This window comes from Streptococcus sp. 27098_8_51, from assembly GCF_041432205.1.
GTDB lineage: Bacteria > Bacillota > Bacilli > Lactobacillales > Streptococcaceae > Streptococcus.
Map to the genome: position 1 here is coordinate 23,002 of NZ_JAPVZE010000007.1, position 18,074 is coordinate 41,075.

The 18,074-nt window shown below is 41.8% G+C and carries 14 protein-coding genes; 13 read left to right on the forward strand and 1 reads right to left on the reverse strand.

Annotated features, from left to right (window positions below; genetic code table 11):
• Positions 1-88 precede the first annotated feature (88 nt).
• On the forward strand, positions 89-289 hold the full coding sequence (locus O3622_RS06005) for a CsbD family protein (protein ID WP_125422297.1): 201 nt from the start codon (positions 89-91) through the stop codon (positions 287-289).
• Positions 290-320: 31 nt separating this feature from the next.
• Here the strand turns inward: O3622_RS06005 and O3622_RS06010 are convergent, their stop codons facing one another.
• Complete coding sequence (locus O3622_RS06010) at positions 321-1,766, reverse strand: UDP-N-acetylmuramoyl-L-alanyl-D-glutamate--L-lysine ligase (protein WP_371607198.1); 1,446 nt, start codon at positions 1,764-1,766, stop codon at positions 321-323.
• 105 nt (positions 1,767-1,871) lie between these two features.
• Between O3622_RS06010 and O3622_RS06015 the strand changes: the two genes are divergently transcribed.
• From O3622_RS06015 to O3622_RS06070, 12 genes are all read left to right on the forward strand, one after another.
• A complete protein-coding gene (locus O3622_RS06015) occupies positions 1,872-3,494 on the forward strand; it encodes a polysaccharide biosynthesis protein (protein WP_096753459.1) in 1,623 nt (540 codons plus the stop codon).
• Positions 3,495-3,696: 202 nt separating this feature from the next.
• Entirely contained in the window at positions 3,697-5,655 is a 1,959-nt protein-coding gene (locus O3622_RS06020; RefSeq protein WP_371607199.1) for a peptide ABC transporter substrate-binding protein, read from the forward strand.
• 145 nt (positions 5,656-5,800) lie between these two features.
• Positions 5,801-6,895, forward strand: a complete 1,095-nt coding sequence (locus O3622_RS06025; protein WP_000031946.1) for a cystathionine gamma-synthase — start codon at positions 5,801-5,803, stop codon at positions 6,893-6,895.
• A gap of 7 nt (positions 6,896-6,902) precedes the next feature.
• Positions 6,903-8,069, forward strand: coding sequence for a MalY/PatB family protein (locus O3622_RS06030; protein WP_084944931.1), 1,167 nt, complete (start codon positions 6,903-6,905; stop codon positions 8,067-8,069).
• Between the two features lie 92 nt (positions 8,070-8,161).
• Positions 8,162-11,257, forward strand: a complete 3,096-nt coding sequence (locus O3622_RS06035; protein WP_371607200.1) for a DEAD/DEAH box helicase — start codon at positions 8,162-8,164, stop codon at positions 11,255-11,257.
• 47 nt (positions 11,258-11,304) lie between these two features.
• Complete coding sequence (locus O3622_RS06040; protein ID WP_000806747.1) at positions 11,305-11,916, forward strand: hypothetical protein; 612 nt, start codon at positions 11,305-11,307, stop codon at positions 11,914-11,916.
• Positions 11,917-11,927: 11 nt separating this feature from the next.
• Positions 11,928-13,262 carry a UDP-N-acetylmuramate--L-alanine ligase gene (murC, locus tag O3622_RS06045; RefSeq protein WP_000048079.1) on the forward strand — a complete coding sequence of 445 codons (1,335 nt, stop codon included), beginning with the start codon at positions 11,928-11,930 and terminating at the stop codon, positions 13,260-13,262.
• Positions 13,263-13,271: 9 nt separating this feature from the next.
• Complete coding sequence (locus O3622_RS06050; protein WP_371607201.1) at positions 13,272-13,739, forward strand: GNAT family N-acetyltransferase; 468 nt, start codon at positions 13,272-13,274, stop codon at positions 13,737-13,739.
• Positions 13,736-14,242: a GNAT family N-acetyltransferase gene (locus O3622_RS06055; RefSeq protein ID WP_371607202.1), complete on the forward strand. Its 507-nt coding sequence runs from the start codon at positions 13,736-13,738 to the stop codon at positions 14,240-14,242. Before O3622_RS06050 ends, O3622_RS06055 begins: the two co-directional genes overlap by 4 nt.
• Positions 14,243-14,312: 70 nt before the next feature.
• Positions 14,313-16,064, forward strand: coding sequence for an endolytic transglycosylase MltG (mltG, locus tag O3622_RS06060; protein WP_371607203.1), 1,752 nt, complete (start codon positions 14,313-14,315; stop codon positions 16,062-16,064).
• Positions 16,065-16,126: 62 nt separating this feature from the next.
• Positions 16,127-16,609: a transcription elongation factor GreA gene (gene greA / locus O3622_RS06065; protein WP_000818765.1), complete on the forward strand. Its 483-nt coding sequence runs from the start codon at positions 16,127-16,129 to the stop codon at positions 16,607-16,609.
• Between the two features lie 76 nt (positions 16,610-16,685).
• Positions 16,686-18,050 (forward strand): amino acid permease, encoded by a 1,365-nt coding sequence (locus O3622_RS06070; RefSeq protein ID WP_371607204.1) that lies wholly within the window; start codon positions 16,686-16,688, stop codon positions 18,048-18,050.
• Positions 18,051-18,074: the final 24 nt, after the last annotated feature.

The following is an 18,074-nucleotide window of genomic DNA, read 5'->3' on the forward strand; positions in this document are numbered from 1 at the left end:
AGCAGATTGTTTGACTTTGCTAAAGAATAAGCATAAACTGAATGTAAGCGATAACGTTTATCGTATTAAAAGCAAAGGAGACAGAACTATGTCACTTGAAAATAAATTGGATCAAGCAACTGGTGCTATCAAAGAAGGATTTGGGAAAGTTACTGGTGATAGCAAGACAGAAGCAGAAGGCACTGTAGAAAAAACAATTGCCAAAGCAAAAGAAGTTGTTGAAGATGCTAAAGGTGCTGTAGAAGGTGCCGTTGAAGGTCTTAAAAATTCATTTAAAAAAGAAGACTAAAAAAATCAAGGGAATGTTTCCCTTGATTTTTTTATAGATAACGTTCTGCGATAGCTGCGTCTCCAGGATAGTCTTCTTTCTTTCCGTGGACGATCTGGTAGCAATCGGCTCCCTTACCTGCAATAATTACGGCATCGAGTTCTTGATTTGTGATGGCCATGGCCGCCTTGATGGCTTCTTCACGATCGGCAATCTTTTCAACAGGATGACTGATATAGCTGCTGATTTCCTCTGCAATGGCCATTGGATCTTCATAGTTGGGGTCATCCGCAGTTAGAAAGACTTGAATCTCAGGATGTTGATTGAGAAGGAGTCCAAAGTCTTTGCGACGACTTTCACCCTTGTTTCCAGTCGAACCGAGAACCAGGGCAATCTTTCCAGTTTGATGAGTTTCAACAACAGAAATCAGTTTTTTCAGACTATCACCATTGTGGGCATAGTCGATGAAGACCTTGGCTCCATTTTTCTGAGTGAGAACTTCCATACGTCCAGGAACGCGGGTTGCAGCGATCCCTTTTTTGATGTCCTCTAGACTGGCACCCAGACGAAGACAGGCAAGTCCTGCAGCAACTGCATTTTCTTGGTTAAAGTGGCCGATGAGTTGGATATCATAATCACCAGCGAGTTTACCTGTAGCTGAAAAGCTAAAGGCTTTGGAGTTCTCGATTTGGTTACTTGACTGGCTACCATAGAAGTCATGTTCTTGATCTTCCACTTGTTCTTTCAATACAGAAAAGTGGTCCATGTCGCTATTAATGACAACTGCTCGGCTATTTTTCATCAAGAGACGTTTGTGGTAGAAGTAGTCTTCAAAGCTAGGATGCTCAATCGGACCGATATGGTCAGGAGTGATGTTAAGAAAGACACCTACATCAAAGGTCAGGCCATAGACTCGATGAACAAGATAGGCTTGGCTAGAGACTTCCATTACAAGATGGGTTCTTCCATTCTTAACAGCCTGAGCCATCATGTCGAAAAGATCGATATTTTCGGGTGTTGAGAAGGAAGATTTAAAGAAGGTCTCGCCATCCAGAGTTGTGTTCATAGTTGACAAGAGAGCTGTTGGGTAGCGTTGAGATAGGATGTGGTAAGCAAAGTAAGCAGCTGTTGTCTTTCCTTTTGTCCCTGTAAAAGCGAGAATTTTGAGTTTTTCTTGTGGATTGCCGTAAAATTCCATAGCAATCAAACTCATGGCTTTTTTGATATCGTTCACAATGATGACGGGGATACCGACTTCGTAGTCCTTTTCGGCAACGTACCAGGCTAAACCCTGACTTATAGCGGATAGGAGGTATTCTTTTTTAAAGGCAGCACCTTTGGCAAAAAAAAGAGTCCCTTCTTTTACTTTTCGGCTGTCGTAACTGATGCTGTCAAAAACAACTTCACTGTAGTTGTAGTGGTAATGTCCTTGGTCAATAATCTCGCGAAAAAGGCCATCTTTCTTTAAAATATCTAATACGGTTTCAATCTTAATCATACTTTCTATTATAAACTTCAAGCCCGAATTTTACAAGTAACAAGGAAAAGTTTATAATGGAAGATAAGGAACTTTTCCTAGTTATCAAAATTGAATGAGGAAGCTATGTCTAACGAAAACAATCACCAGCAAGCCCAGATGTTGCGAGGGACTGCTTGGCTAACAGCTAGTAACTTTATTAGTCGCCTCCTTGGTGCTATCTACATTATTCCCTGGTATATCTGGATGGGGACCTATGCTGCCAAGGCCAATGGTCTCTTTACCATGGGCTACAATATTTACGCCTGGTTCTTGCTGATTTCGACAGCGGGTATCCCAGTTGCGGTCGCCAAACAAGTGGCTAAGTACAATACCATGCGAGAAGAAGAGCATAGCTTTGCCTTGATTCGGAGTTTCCTAAGCTTTATGACGGGCTTGGGATTAGTCTTTGCCTTGGTCTTGTATCTCTTTTCTCCTTGGTTAGCAGATTTGTCAGGTGTGGGGAAAGACCTGATTCCCATCATGCAGAGCTTGGCTTGGGCGGTCTTGATTTTCCCATCTATGAGTGTCATTCGAGGCTTCTTCCAAGGGATGAATAACCTCAAACCCTATGCTATGAGTCAAATCGCTGAGCAGGTGATTCGTGTTATCTGGATGTTGATGGCAACCTTCTTCATTATGAAGATGGGTTCTGGTGACTACCTAGCAGCAGTTACCCAATCGACCTTTGCAGCCTTTGTGGGGATGGTGGCAAGTTTTGCAGTTTTGATCTACTTCCTTGCCCAAGAAGGTTTGCTTAAAAGAGTCTTTGAAACACGGGATAAAATCAATAGTAAGCGACTCTTAGTCGATACGATCAAGGAAGCCATTCCCTTTATCCTGACAGGATCAGCCATCCAGCTCTTCCAGATTTTAGACCAGATGAGCTTTATCAATAGTATGAAGTGGTTTACTAACTACAGCAATGAAGACTTGGTTGTCATGTTTTCTTATTTCTCTGCCAATCCTAATAAAATTACCATGATTTTAATCTCTGTGGGAGTTTCAATTGGGAGTGTCGGCTTGCCGCTTTTGACGGAAAACTATGTAAAAGGTGACTTGCCAGCTGCGGCTCGCCTAGTCCAAGATAGCCTCACCATGCTCTTCTTATTTCTACTACCGGCAACGGTTGGAGTGGTCATGGTAGGGGAGCCTCTTTATACAGTCTTTTACGGTAAGCCAGATAGTCTGGCCATGGGCTTGTTTGTCTTTGCAGTTTTGCAGTCTACTATCCTAGGCTTGTATATGGTCTTGTCTCCTATGCTTCAGGCCATGTTCCGAAACCGCAAGGCAGTTCTATACTTCATCTATGGTTCCATTGCTAAGATTGTCTTGCAATTGCCAACCATTGCTATTTTCCATAGCTATGGTCCCTTGATTTCAACGACTATCGGTTTGATTATTCCGAATGTCCTGATGTACCGTGACATCTGCCAGGTAACGGGTGCTCGTCGAAAGATAATCTTGAAGCGAACCATTTTGATTACCATCTTGACCCTTGTCATGTTTATCCTAGTTGGCTTCTTGCAGTGGCTACTCGGTTTTGTCTTCCAACCAAGTGGACGTTTTTGGAGTTTCCTTTATGTGGCTCTCATCGGAGGGCTTGGAGGAGGTCTTTATGGTTTGATGAGCCTACGGACACGACTTCTGGACAAGATAATCGGCAAAGCTCAAGCAGACCGACTACGTACACGATTGAAAATATCGTAAAAAGATTTATAAATAAAAGTAATGAATTTAACCTTTCTTTAACAGAAAGGTTTTTATACTACATTTTTCTTAAAAAAAGAGAACTTTTTCTAAAATCAAGAGCAAAAAATATGCTTTTTTAAGTTTTTCTTTAGAAATTACTTGACTAAATAAAACCAAAGCTGTATAATAAGACAAAACTTTTAAATAGGAGGTTCTGGAAATGAAAAAGTCTAAGGCCAAGTATCTGACACTTGCAAGTGTCGTGTTAAGCGCAGGTATCTTACTGAGCGCATGTGGAAATTCAAGTAGCGCTACTAAAACATACAACTATGTTTATTCGAGCGATCCATCTAGTTTGAACTATCTTGCAGAAAACCGTGCAACAACCAATGACATCGTGACCAATTTGGTGGATGGGTTGATGGAAAATGACCAATACGGTAACTATGTTCCATCATTGGCAGAGGATTGGACTGTTTCTCAGGACGGTTTGACCTATACTTACAAATTGCGTAAGGATGCAAAATGGTATACTTATGAGGGTGAAGAATACGCCCCTGTAACGGCCCAAGACTTTGTGACAGGTTTGAAATATGCTGCTGATAAAAAATCCGAAGCCTTGTACCTTGTTCAAGACTCTGTAGCAGGTTTGGATGACTATATCAACGGGAAAACAACTGACTTTTCAACTGTCGGTGTTAAGGCGATTGACGACCAAACAGTTCAGTACACTTTGACACGTCCAGAATCTTATTGGAATTCTAAAACAACTTCAACCATTCTCTTCCCTGTCAATGCAGATTTCTTAAAATCAAAAGGGGATGACTTTGGTAAGGTAGACCCTTCTAGTATTTTGTACAATGGACCTTTCTTGATGAAATCGTTTGTTTCAAAATCTGTTATCGAATTCAAGAAAAATCCTAACTACTGGGATGAAAAAAATGTCTTTGTGGATGATGTGAAATTGGCCTATTATGATGGTAGTGACCAAGATGCCCTAGCACGTAACTTTGTAGAAGGAGTATACAGCTATGCGCGTCTCTATCCAAATAGCTCAAGCTTTGAAGGCATTAAAGAGAAGAACAAGGATAACATCATCTATAGTATGCAAAATGCAACTTCTTATTACTTGAACTTCAACTTGGACAGAAAATCTTATAACTTCACGTCTAAGTCCTCTGATATCGAAAAGAAATCAACCCAAGAAGCAGTTCTGAATAAAAACTTCCGTCAAGCCTTCAACTATGCTTATAACCGTACAGCCTATGGAGCACAATCTCAAGGGGAGGACGGAGCAACAAAGATTATTCGTAACTTGGTTGTACCTCCAACATTTGTAAGTATCAACGGAAAAGACTTTGGCGATGTTGTTTCAGAAAAGATGGTCAAATATGGCCAAGAATGGCAAGGAATCAACTTTGCAGATGCACAAGATCCATACTACAATCCTGACAAGGCTAAAGCTAAATTTGCAGAAGCTAAGAAAGAATTGGAAGCTAAGGGTGTGCAATTCCCAATCCACTTGGATGTATCTGTAGACCAATCAGCTAAAAAAGGTGTACTTGAAGCAAGTTCTTTGAAACAATCCATCGAATCTGTTCTAGGAGCTGAGAATGTGGTTATCGATATCCAACAGCTATCAACAGATGACTTTGACAACTCTAGCTACCTCGCTCAAACAGCAGCTCAAAAAGACTTTGATATCTATAATGGCGGTTGGAGTGCGGACTACTTGGATCCATCAAGTTATCTTGATATCTTAAATGTCAATAACGGTGGTATGTTGCAAAACCTTGGTCTAGAACCAGGTGAGGTCAATGACAAGGCTAAGGCAGTTGGTCTGGATACTTACACTCAAATGTTAGAAGAAGCGAACAAGGAGCAAGATCCAGCAAAACGTTATGAAAAATATGCTGAAATTCAAGCTTGGCTCGTTGATAGCGCCCTTGCAATTCCAAACGTTTCTCAGGGTGGAACACCGACCTTGAGAAAGACAGTTCCATTCTCATCACCATTCTCACAAGCTGGAAATAAGGGTGTCGAATCATACAAGTATCTCAAGTTACAAGATAAGACTGTAACGGCTGATGAGTATGAAAAAGCTAAAGAAAAATGGCTAAAAGAAAAAGAAGAATCAAATAAAAAAGCCCAAGAAGAACTGGCAAAACACGTTAAATAACCAGTCTATTCAACAGGAAAAACGATAGTTTCTCAAGGAACTATCGTTTTTATATAGTTTGAAACTATAACTAGCTCTTGAAAACAAGAAAATGAGTTAGTAAAAATAAGTGGTACAATAGTTACTATAGATTTGGAGGTATTGTATGAGCAAAGAACTACACATCAACACAATTTTGGCCCAGGCTGGTATCAAGTCAGATGAGGCTACAGGTGCCTTGGTAACACCGCTTCATTTTTCAACCACTTATCAGCATCCAGAGTTCGGTCAGTCTACGGGATTTGACTATACTCGTACCAAAAACCCAACTCGCAGTAAGGCGGAGGAAGTCTTGGCGGCTATTGAGTCAGCAGACTATGCCCTAGCGACAAGCTCAGGAATGGCTGCAATTGTATTGGCCTTTAGTGTCTTTCCAGTAGGAAGTAAAGTCTTGGCTGTGAGAGATCTTTATGGGGGTTCTTTCCGTTGGTTCAACCAAGTCGAGCAGGAAGGCCGTTTCCATTTTACCTATGCCAATACAGAAGAAGAGTTGATTGCTGAGTTGGAGAAAGATGTGGATGTTCTCTATATTGAAACACCAACCAATCCCTTGATGTTGGAATTTGATATTGCAAAACTAGCCAAACTAGCTCATGCCAAGGGTGCCAAGGTAGTGGTGGACAATACCTTCTACAGTCCGATTTATCAACGTCCGATTGAAGACGGTGCGGATATCGTTCTTCATTCAGCGACCAAGTATCTAGCAGGGCACAATGATGTCTTAGCTGGGGTGGTTGTGACTAATAGTTTAGAACTATATGAACAACTGTTCTACAATTTGAATACGACAGGTGCAGTCTTGTCACCGTTTGATAGTTATCAGTTGATTCGTGGTCTTAAAACTCTACCTCTTCGTATGGAACGTTCTACAGCCAATGCCCAAGAAGTGGTTGCTTTTTTGAAGGATTCACCTGCTGTCAAGGAAGTGCTCTATACTGGACGTGGGGGTATGATTTCCTTTAAAGTAGTGGATGAAAAACGTATTCCTCATATTTTAAATAGCTTGAAAGTATTCTCTTTTGCGGAAAGTTTGGGTGGGGTGGAGAGTCTGATCACCTATCCGACGACTCAAACCCATGCGGATATTCCAGCAGAAGTGCGTCATTCCTATGGATTAACAGATGACCTCTTGCGCTTGTCAATTGGGATTGAAGATGCTAGAGATTTGATTGCGGACTTGCGCCAAGCTTTGGAAGGATAAGATAGATATGGGAAAATATGATTTTACAAGCCTGCCCAATCGTTTTGGGCACCATACCTATAAATGGAAAGAAGCAGAAGCTGACCGAGAAGTTCTACCAGCTTGGATAGCAGATATGGACTTTGTGGTTTTGCCTGAGGTTCGACAAGCTGTACAAGCCTACGCAGATCAGTTGGTCTATGGCTATACCTATGCTAGCGATGCTTTGATTGAATCGGTTCAGGACTGGGAAGCCACACAACACGGCTATCGCTTTGACAAGGATGCCCTCGTCTTTATCGAGGGAGTGGTACCGGCCATCTCAACAGCTATTCAAGCCTTTACAAAAGAAGGAGAGGCTGTTCTGATTAACACACCGGTCTATCCACCTTTTGCCCGCAGTGTCAAACTGAACAATCGCAGATTGATTACCAATTCTTTGGTGGAAAAGGATGGGCTGTTTGAGATTGACTTTGACCAGTTGGAGAAGGAATTGGTGGAAGAGGATGTGAAGCTTTATATCCTTTGCAATCCCCACAATCCTGGTGGACGTGTTTGGGAAAAGGAAGTGTTAGAAAAGATTGGGCATCTCTGCCAAAAACATGGTGTTTTGTTGGTTTCAGATGAGATTCACCAAGATTTGGCACTCTTTGGTCACAAACACCAGTCTTTTAATACCATTGATCCCGCCTTTAAAGACTTTGCCCTTATCTTGAGCAGTGCCACTAAGACCTTTAATATTGCTGGAACCAAGAATTCCTATGCAGTTATTGAAAATCCAAAGCTTCGTGTGGCCTTTCAAAAACGCCAGTTGGCCAATAACCAACATGAAATCTCAGGCTTGGGTTATTTGGCGACAGAAGCTGCCTACCGTTATGGCAAGGACTGGTTAGGAGAACTAAAAGAAGTTATCGAGGACCATATTAACTATGTAGTGGATGTTTTGGGCAACGAAACCAAGATTAAGGTCATGAAACCACAAGGTACCTACTTGATCTGGCTTGATTTTTCAGCCTATGACCTAACGGATGACCGCATACAAGAGCTTTTGAAGAATGAAGCCAAGGTTATCTTGAACCGAGGTTTGGACTTTGGAGAGGAGGGAACTCTTCATGCCCGCCTCAATGTGGCTATGCCGAAGTCAGTACTGGAAGAGGTTTGCCAACGCATCGTGACCACTTTTGCTACACTTTAAAAATCGAGCCTTCTAGGAGAAAAGTCTTCCTAGAAGGCTATTTTCATAGGGGAAAATGTGGTATAATGAAAAGATAAGATAAAGGAGTAACTATGGCTAAATTGATTCCGGGAAAGTTGCGCATGGAGGGTGTTACACTCTATGAAACTGGCAACATTGAGATTATCAAGGAAAAAGGGAATCGCCTCTATACTCGTGTGGCGGGAGAAGACTTGCGCTACAGTTTAGAGGATGATCTGGTTTTTTGTGCTTGCGATTTTTTCCAAAAAAGAGGTTATTGTGTTCACCTAGCAGCGCTCGAGCATTATCTGAAAAATGATGAAGAGGGCCAGGTGATTTTACAAGCCTTAGAAAAAGGACATGAAGAGCAAGAAGAGGTCGAAACAAAGGTTAGTTTTGGCGGTAGTTTTTTGGAGCGGATCCAACCTCAGAAGAGAGAGAAAATCTACACTTTGTCGTCTCAAGGTCAGGTAGAAGCTGGAACCAATCGCCTCCTTTGGACTCTCCGAATCGGTTTAGTTGATAGTCAAAAATATTATGTCATTCGTGACATCCCTCTCTTTTTGAAGGTCTTAGTCCATCGAAAGTCATATATGATTGGAAAACACTATGAAAATGACTTGTCTTGGGATTCTTTTGATACAGCTAGTCAAGAAGTTCTTACTTTTTTATGTGGCTTAATTGAGGAGGGACTGAGTCAAGACCTCTTTTTCCCCAATCAAGGTCGTCACCTCTTTTTCCCTCTGACCTTTTTTGAGCAGGGAGTGGAGTTGCTGATGAACTTGGAGGATTTTCATTTCGAACATCAGATTACAAGTTATGAAAATCTTCTCTTTAATGATTTAGATCCAGATGCAGAACTGTTCTCTTTTTCTGTGCAGGAGTTTCCCGATTATTTTGAGATGGAGATTTCTGAAAGTGAGCGAGTTAACGTATTCTATGGAGGGGCAGTTCTCTTTCGTAAGGGGAATCTTTATCTCTTAAACCCTAAACAAATCAGCCTCCTAAAGGAAATCAAGGAGCTTCCTCAGGAGGAAAGAGGGAGAAAATGCCTCCAGTTTGACAACAGTGATCGTGACCGTCTGGCTGCCTGTCTGCCTTTGTTTGGACAGCTAGGAACAGTGTCTGCCCCCGAGCGTTTGCAAATCAGACCCTTTTCACCAATCTTTTACTTTGACAAGGAGAAGGATGGTCGTATCCGCTTGAATATCCAGTTTGACTATGGAGAGGTTAAGGTGACTAGTCGTCAACAGCTGGAACAATTACCATTTTCAAGCGATGCCGTCTTGGAAAATCAGCTATTTCAAGTCTGTTTAGGGGCTGGTTTTGAGGCTGATTTTCAGTCTTGGAGACAGGCTTTGAAGCCAGAGGCAGTTTATTCTCTCTTTCACCATACGATTCCAGCTTTTGAGAAATTGGGTCAGGTTTTCTTGTCTGATGAAATCAATCAGCTCTACAGTGTCCAAGCTCCTCAGGTTCAGATTGAGTCCAAGGGAGGACTGTTGGAGATCCAATTTGATTTCCAAGGGATTGCCCAAGAAGAGATTGACCAAGCTCTTAAAGCCCTGACCAGCAATCAGGATTTCTATATCAGTTCTTCTGACCAAGTGTACTTTTTTGATGAGGAAACCAAGCAGATTCGTCAAAATTTGCAGGAACTGGGGGTTGAGCTAAAAGATGGTTCTTTTCAGGCGCGAAAATCTCTGGCTTATAGCCTTTCTCAGCTTTTTGAAGGTCGAGATAGGATCTCCTTCTCAGAGGAATTTCAGCATTTAGCTCATGATTTGACCCATCCAGAGGACTTTCCTTTGGGAGATATACGGGTGCAGGCGAGCTTGAGAGACTATCAGGAAAAGGGAGTCCGTTGGCTCCAGATGCTTCATCACTATGGTTTTGGTGGCATTCTGGCAGATGATATGGGATTGGGGAAAACACTGCAAACTATTGCTTTTTTGACGAGTCAGGTGACAGAAGATAGTCGGGTCTTGATTTTAGCGCCGTCAGGTTTAATCTACAACTGGGCAGATGAATTTAGAAAATTTGCCCCACAGTTGGATTTGGCTGTCGTTCATGGTTTAAAAGCGAATCGAGAAGCAATTCTTTCTGAAAATCACCAAATCTATGTGACTAGCTATGCCACCTTTCGTCAAGACAGCGAGCTTTATCAAGAGATGGCTTTTGATTTTCTCTTCTTAGATGAAGCCCAGGTCATGAAAAATGCCCAAACCAAGATTGCTCAGAGTTTGCGCCAGTTTGTGGTACCGGCAGTCTTTGCTTTGTCAGGTACGCCCATCGAAAATCATTTAGGAGAGTTGTGGTCTATCTTCCAAATTGTGCTTCCAGGGCTCTTGCCAAGTAAAAAGGAGTTTATGAAATTACCGGCTGACCGAGTCGCGCAGTTTATCAAGCCTTTCGTCATGAGGCGTAAGAAAGAAGAAGTCCTAACAGAACTACCTGACCTGATCGAAGTCGTCTATAAAAATGAACTGGAAGACCAACAGAAGGCTATCTATCTCGCCCAGTTGCAACAGATGCGAGAACGCCTAGCGCAAGTGACAGATCAAGAATTCCAGAGAAGTCGGGTAGAAATCTTATCTGGCCTCATGCGATTGCGCCAGATCTGCGATACGCCAGCACTCTTCATGGACGATTACCAAGGAGCCAGTGGTAAACTCGATAGTCTCCGAGATTTATTGCTACAAGTGGCAGATGGCGGGCATCGTGTCTTGATTTTCTCCCAGTTCAAAGGAATGTTAGAAAAAATCGAGCAAGAACTCCCAGACTTGGGCTTGACCTCCTTCAAAATCACAGGTTCAACTCCTGCTCATGACAGACAGGAGATGACTAAGGCCTTTAACCAAGGGGAAAGAGATGCCTTTCTCATCTCCCTTAAGGCGGGTGGTGTTGGTCTCAATCTAACGGGAGCTGATACGGTTATTTTAGTTGACCTTTGGTGGAATCCCGCTGTCGAAGCCCAGGCTATCGGAAGAGCTCACCGCATGGGGCAGGAGCAGATGGTCGAGGTCTATCGTTTGATTACCAAGGGGACCATTGAAGAAAAAATCCAAGAACTTCAAGAACAAAAGAAACATTTGGTTTCCCAAGTTTTAGATGGTACGGAGTCGCGTGCGAGTCTCAGTCTGGCAGAAATTCGTGAAATTTTGGGAATTTCTGAAGCCAGCACTTGAAAAATCAAGACAATACGCTATAATGAAGTGTTGAAAGGAAATACAAAATGAAACAAGATCGATTTCCATTGGTGTCAGATGATGAGATCATGCTGACCAAAATGCCAGTCATGGACTTGTACGATGAGTCAGACTTTATTAGCAATATCAAAGGTGATTACCGCGATAAGAACTATTTGGAATGGTCTCCTATCAATGAGGAAGAAACCGTAGTTTCTCCAGTGGTTAATAAGGAGTCAAAGCCGAGCCCAGAATCTAAAAAGGTTGAAAAAACCTATGCTGAATTGGCTCGAGAAGAGGCGCGTGCGGATTTGAAGAAGAAACGTTCAGCCAAGTATTTGACTCAGGATGTTAGTCATACCAGACGACACAATGGTTCAACACTTGTTCGTCAAGGAAACCAACCAACAGCACCATTTCAAAAGGAAAATCCAGGTGAGTTTGCCAAATTTAGTAAAAACTTGAGCCAGTCTCACTATATCTTAGCTGAGGAGGTTGGCCAAGTAGCGAATCCAATTTCAAAAACCCAAACGGAAAAAGCTAAAAAGAACAACTATGATTTTCTAAAGAAGAGTCAAATCTATAATAAAAAGAATAAGCAAACAGAACAGGAACGTCAGGTTGCCCAAGAGTTGAATCTGACAAGAATTACTGAGTAGGGGAGAAAAGCATGTCAAAAACATATCATTTTATTGGAATCAAGGGATCAGGGATGAGTGCCTTGGCCTTGATGTTGCACCAAATGGGACATAAGGTTCAAGGTTCAGACGTTGAAAAATACTACTTTACTCAACGTGGACTAGAGCAGGCAGGGATTGCGATTCTTCCTTTTGATGAAAAAAACCTACAAGGTGATGTGGAGATTATCGCGGGGAACGCCTTCCGTCCAGATAATAACGTTGAAATCGCCTATGCAGATCAAAATGGTATCAGCTACAAACGTTACCACGAATTCCTAGGTAGCTTTATGCGCGACTTTGTCAGCATGGGAGTGGCAGGAGCTCATGGAAAAACTTCAACAACAGGTATGCTGTCACACGTCTTGTCTCACATCACAGATACCAGCTTCTTGATTGGAGATGGGACAGGTCGTGGCTCAGCCAATGCCAAATATTTTGTCTTTGAATCAGACGAATATGAGCGTCACTTCATGCCTTACCACCCAGAATACTCTATCATCACCAACATTGACTTTGACCATCCAGACTATTTTACAAGTCTAGAGGATGTTTTCAATGCCTTTAACGACTATGCCAAACAAATTACCAAAGGTTTGTTTGTATATGGTGAGGATGCTGAGTTGCGTAAGATTACAGCCAATGCTCCAATCTATTACTATGGTTTTGAAGCTGAGAGCAATGACTTTGTAGCTAGCGATCTCCTTCGTTCAACAACTGGTTCGACCTTCACCGTTCACTTTCGTGGACAAGAATTGGGTCAATTCCATATCCCGACCTTTGGCCGTCACAATATCATGAACGCGACAGCTGTTATTGGTCTTCTTTACACAGCAGGTTTTGATTTAAACTTGGTTCGTGAACACTTGAAAACTTTTGCTGGTGTTAAGCGTCGTTTCACTGAGAAAATTGTCAATGATACAGTGATCATTGATGACTTTGCCCACCATCCAACAGAAATTATTGCGACCTTGGATGCGGCTCGTCAAAAATACCCAAGCAAGGAAATCGTGGCAATCTTCCAACCGCATACCTTTACAAGAACCATTGCCTTGTTGGACGAATTTGCCCATGCATTGAATCAAGCAGACGCCGTCTACCTAGCGCAAATCTATGGATCAGCTCGTGAGGTGGACCATGGTGATGTCAAAGTAGAAGACTTAGCCAATAAAATCAGCAAAAAACACCAGGTTATCACTGTTGAAAATGTTTCTCCACTCCTAGACCATGACAATGCTGTTTACGTCTTTATGGGTGCTGGAGACATCCAAACCTATGAATATTCATTTGAACGTCTTTTGTCTAACTTGACAAGCAACTTCCAATAAGGAAAACAGATGGAAATTCCAATCATAATAAGGCAAGCTACCTTATCAGATTTAGAAGAAATGTTGGCGATTGAAGAAGCCAATCCTACATCAGAAGAGGCATTTAGTCGCCAATCCTTAGAAGAGAGTATCCGCAAGACTGCGGGTACCTTTCTTGTAGCTGGGGATGAAAATCAGCTCCTAGGCTATGTTTTAGGAGAAGCTCAGTATCTTCATCCCAAATGGATAGAAATAAAATCATTGACCATTCATCCTGACCATTGGGGACAGGGTCTGGGAACTCTTCTTCTTGCAGCCTTGAAACAGGTGACAGTCGAACTAAATCGCCAAGGTATTCTTTTGCAAAGTCCTGATGAACTACTATCATATTTTGAAATGAATGGCTTTGTTGAAGAAGAAGTGACAGAGAGTCATTATGGCAGTGGTTCTGAATGGTATCTAATTTGGGCCAATCCTTTTTATCAGGAGGAAATATGAAAATCAGACAAGCAAGATTTTCGGATTTAGATCGGATTATAGAGATAGAGCTGGAGAATTTTTCACTGGAGGAAGCCATTCCTCGTTCGGTCTTTGAGGCGCATTTGCAGGAAATTCAGACCAGTTTTCTGGTAGCTGAAAAAGAGGGGCATATTCTTGGTTATATCGAAGGTCCAGTCGTCCCACACCGCCATCTCCAAGATCAGTCCTTTACAGAAGAAATAGCGGACCACAGTCACAAATCTGGAGGTTATATCTCTGTTACTTGTCTATCCATTGCTAAAGAAGCACAAGCTTTGGGTGTCGGTAAGAGATTACTGACGGCCCTAAAAGAAGTGGCTTTAGAGCATGAAAGGGAAGGTATCAACCTGACCTGCCATGACTACTTGATTCCCTATTATGAAAAACACGGCTTTGTTAATGAAGGAGTATCCCAGTCAACCTTTGCAGGTGAGATTTGGTACGATATGGTTTGGCAGCCAGAAAATAAAGAAACTAGCTAGGGAATGCCCTAGTTAGTTGCTTTTCTGCGACTTTTAAGATATAATATTATGGATTGTCAACAAGGAGGTAATGCTTTTGACTGAAAAACAAAGAGATACAGAAAAATTAAGTTTTAAAGAGCAGATTCTACGTGATTTAGAAAGAGTAAAAGAACAAGATAAAAGAGAGAAAGAAGTAGAGATTCCAAATCTGACGGCTTCATCATCTCCAGCTAGTTCAGCAACTCCTTCAGATCTTGAACCAGAAACATCAACAGAAGAGTTGATGGCTGATTCCTTGTCTGTTGTCGATAAAATTCTAAAGAATGCACCAAGTGTTCCTCCACTTTCAAGTGCTAGAACTGATGAAACGGATGACCAAGAAGAGAAAGAGATTAGACAGCCAATCATTGATAAGATTGAAGTTGTAGAATCTGAAGAACCTCTAGTAGAGCCGATTCATCTGGCTGAAGAACCTGTAGTGGAACCTGTTCAACCTAAGGTAGAACCAGTTGAGCTTAAACCCGAAGAAAAAGAATTTAACGATACTCCGACTAAGGTAGCCGTAACCTATAAAACAGAAGATAAGAAAGAGGAAATCACCCCAGGAATGCCTGAAAGAGTTGAGCCTGTTTCTACAGAATCTACCAGTGGATTAGCTGATGCTCCACGTCGTAGTCGTCGTCAAGGTGCAACATCAACTAAGAAAAAGAAAAAATCAAAAGCCAAAGGTTGCCTAGTAACAGTTCTGGTTCTCCTAGTACTCGTTGCAGTTGGTGGTTACTTTGGTTATGGTTATGTTCAAGATTCCTTGAAACCTGTGGATGCAAGCTCTAAGGATTACGTAACGGTTCAAATCCCAGACGGTGCAAATGTTCAAGAAATTGGAGGCACCTTGGAAAAATCTGGTTTGGTTAAACATGGACTAATCTTTAGTCTTTATGCTAAATACTATAGCCATGCTAACTTGAAGTCAGGTTATTACAACTTGAAGAAGAGTATGAGTACGGATGAGTTGATTCAAGAATTGGAAAAAGGTGGGACTCCTGAAGCTCAGGCACCTGTTCTTGCAAACTTGACAATTCCAGAAGGCTATACATTAGAGCAAATCGCTCAAACAGTAGGACAACTTCAAGGTGAATTTAAAGAACCTCTTACTGCGGATGCTTTCTTGGCAAAAGCTCAAGATGAGACCTTTATCTCACAATTAGTAGCCAAGTATCCAAACCTACTTGGAAGTCTTCCAACAAAAGACAGTGGCGTTCGTTATCGTCTTGAAGGTTACCTTTTCCCAGCTACCTATACGATCAAAGACGGTACAACTGTTGAAAGTTTGATTGATGAGATGGTGGCTGCTATGGATAAGGCTATGTCACCATATTACGCTACGATCAAAGAAAAGAATCTGACAGTTAATGAATTGCTCAGCATTGCTTCTCTTGTCGAAAAAGAAGGTGCTAAGACCGAAGACCGCAAGAAGATCGCAGGTGTCTTCTATAACCGCTTGAATGTTGGTATGCCACTTCAAAGTAATATCGCTATCCTATATGCTCAAGGAAAACTTGGTCAAAAGATTAGTTTAGCAGATGACGCTGGAATTGATACAACGATTGATTCACCATACAATGTTTACACACATCTTGGCCTCATGCCTGGACCGGTTGATAGCCCAAGTTCGGATGCGATTGAAGCAAGTGTAAAGCAGACAAAGAGTGAGTACTTGTACTTTGTAGCCAATGTTGAAGATGGTAAAGTATACTTTGCAACAACAAAAGAAGAACATGATCAAAACGTTGCAGAGCATATCAATAGCAAGTTACCTCAAGCAAGTAGTTCAAACTAAAATTATGTGGTTTTCCACATAATTTTGTTTTAAAAAAGTAAATAGAAAAGAAAGTTAAAAAAATGGCAGAAAAAACTTACCCAATGACCCTTGAAGAAAAGGAAAAACTAGAAAAAGAATTAGAGGAGTTGAAACTCGTTCGACGTCCCGAAGTCGTAGAGCGTATCAAGATTGCTCGTTCCTATGGAGACCTTTCAGAAAATAGTGAGTATGAAGCAGCGAAAGATGAACAAGCTTTTGTTGAAGGACAAATTTCAAGTCTAGAAACAAAGATTCGTTATGCTGAAATTGTTAATAGCGATGCAGTTGCCCAAGATGAGGTAGCAATCGGTAAAACAGTAACAATCCAAGAAGTCGGTGAAGACGAAGAAGAGGTCTACATCATCGTCGGTTCTGCAGGTGCAGATGCTTTTGCTGGTAAAGTCTCAAATGAAAGTCCGATTGGCCGTGCTCTAATTGGCAAGAAGACTGGCGATACTGCAACGATTGAAACACCAGTTGGTAGCTATGATGTCAAAATCTTAAAGGTTGAGAAAACAGCTTAAATAGAATGAAAAAGGAGTAGTGAAGGTTTTGCCTTGCTCAACTCCTTTTTGGTTTTTTGGATAAAAAGGAGACTATATGAGTGAAAATAAGAAGAAAAACAAAATGGAGCGTGGATTAACCAATCGCCATGTTCAGGTGATGGCCATTGCGGGAACAATCGGAACAGGACTTTTCCTAGGTGCTGGTCGCTCTATCAGCCTTACTGGACCTTCGATCATTCTGATTTACATGATTACAGGAGCCTTTATGTTTTTGATGATGAGGGCTGTTGGAGAGATGCTGTATCAGGATCCAGAACAACATACCTTTATCAACTTTATCACCCGTCATTTGGGGAAAGGCTGGGGATATTTCTCAGTTTGGTCTTATTGGCTGTCAGTTGTCTTTATCGGTATGGCAGAAATCACTGCCATCTCAGACTATGTCCGCTTCTGGTTTCCCACATGGCCTAGCTGGATGATTCAGCTTGTCTTTTTAACGATTTTGGCTTTGGTCAACCTGATTGCAGTTAAGCTTTTTGGAGAAGTCGAGTTTTGGTTTGCTATGGTCAAGATTGTGGCGATTTTAGCCATGATTGCCACTGGGATTTTTATGGTTTTGACAGGCTTTAAGACACCGCATGGTGTTGCAAGTTTGGCAAATATCAGCGACCAGTTCTCTCTTTTTCCAAACGGAGTTATGAACTTTGTCATGGCCTTTCAAATGGTATTTTTTGCCTATCTGATGATTGAGTTTATCGGGGTGACAACTTCTGAAACAAAGAACCCTCGTCAGGTCTTACCTAAAGCTGTTAAGGAAATTCCTCTCAGAATTATCTTCTTCTATGGGGGAGCTCTCATTGCGATTATGGCCATTATTCCTTGGTCTTATCTTAATTCTTCAGATTCTCCATTTGTAACGGTTTTTGAACTGGCAGGGATCAAGTGGGCAGCGGCTCTAATCAACTTTGTTGTCTTGACCTCAGCAGCGTCTGCGCTTAACTCAACTCTCTACTCAACAGGGAGACACTTATATCAGATTGCCCATGATTCGCCCAATCGTTTCTTAAAGGCCATTAAGGTCGATACCCTTTCTCGCCACAATGTTCCACAAAATGCCATTATCGCCTCAGCGATCTTGATTGCTCTGGCTGCCTTTATCAATGTGTTGCCAGGTGTTTCAGATGCCTTTGCTTTGATCACCGCATCTTCATCAGGTGTTTACATCGCGATTTATATCTTGATTATGGTGGCTCATCTAAAATACCGCAAGTCACAAGACTTCATGGCTGATGGCTATCTCATGCCTCAGTATCGCTTGCTTAATCCCCTAACCATTCTCTTTTTTGTCTTTGTTTTTGTGACTCTCTTTTTGCAAGAGTCGACTTTCATGGGGGCAGTTGGTTCTGCTATCTGGATCCTTGTTTTTGGGATTTATAGTCAGTGGAAATTTAGAAAATAAATCATGAACTCATCAACTCTGTTT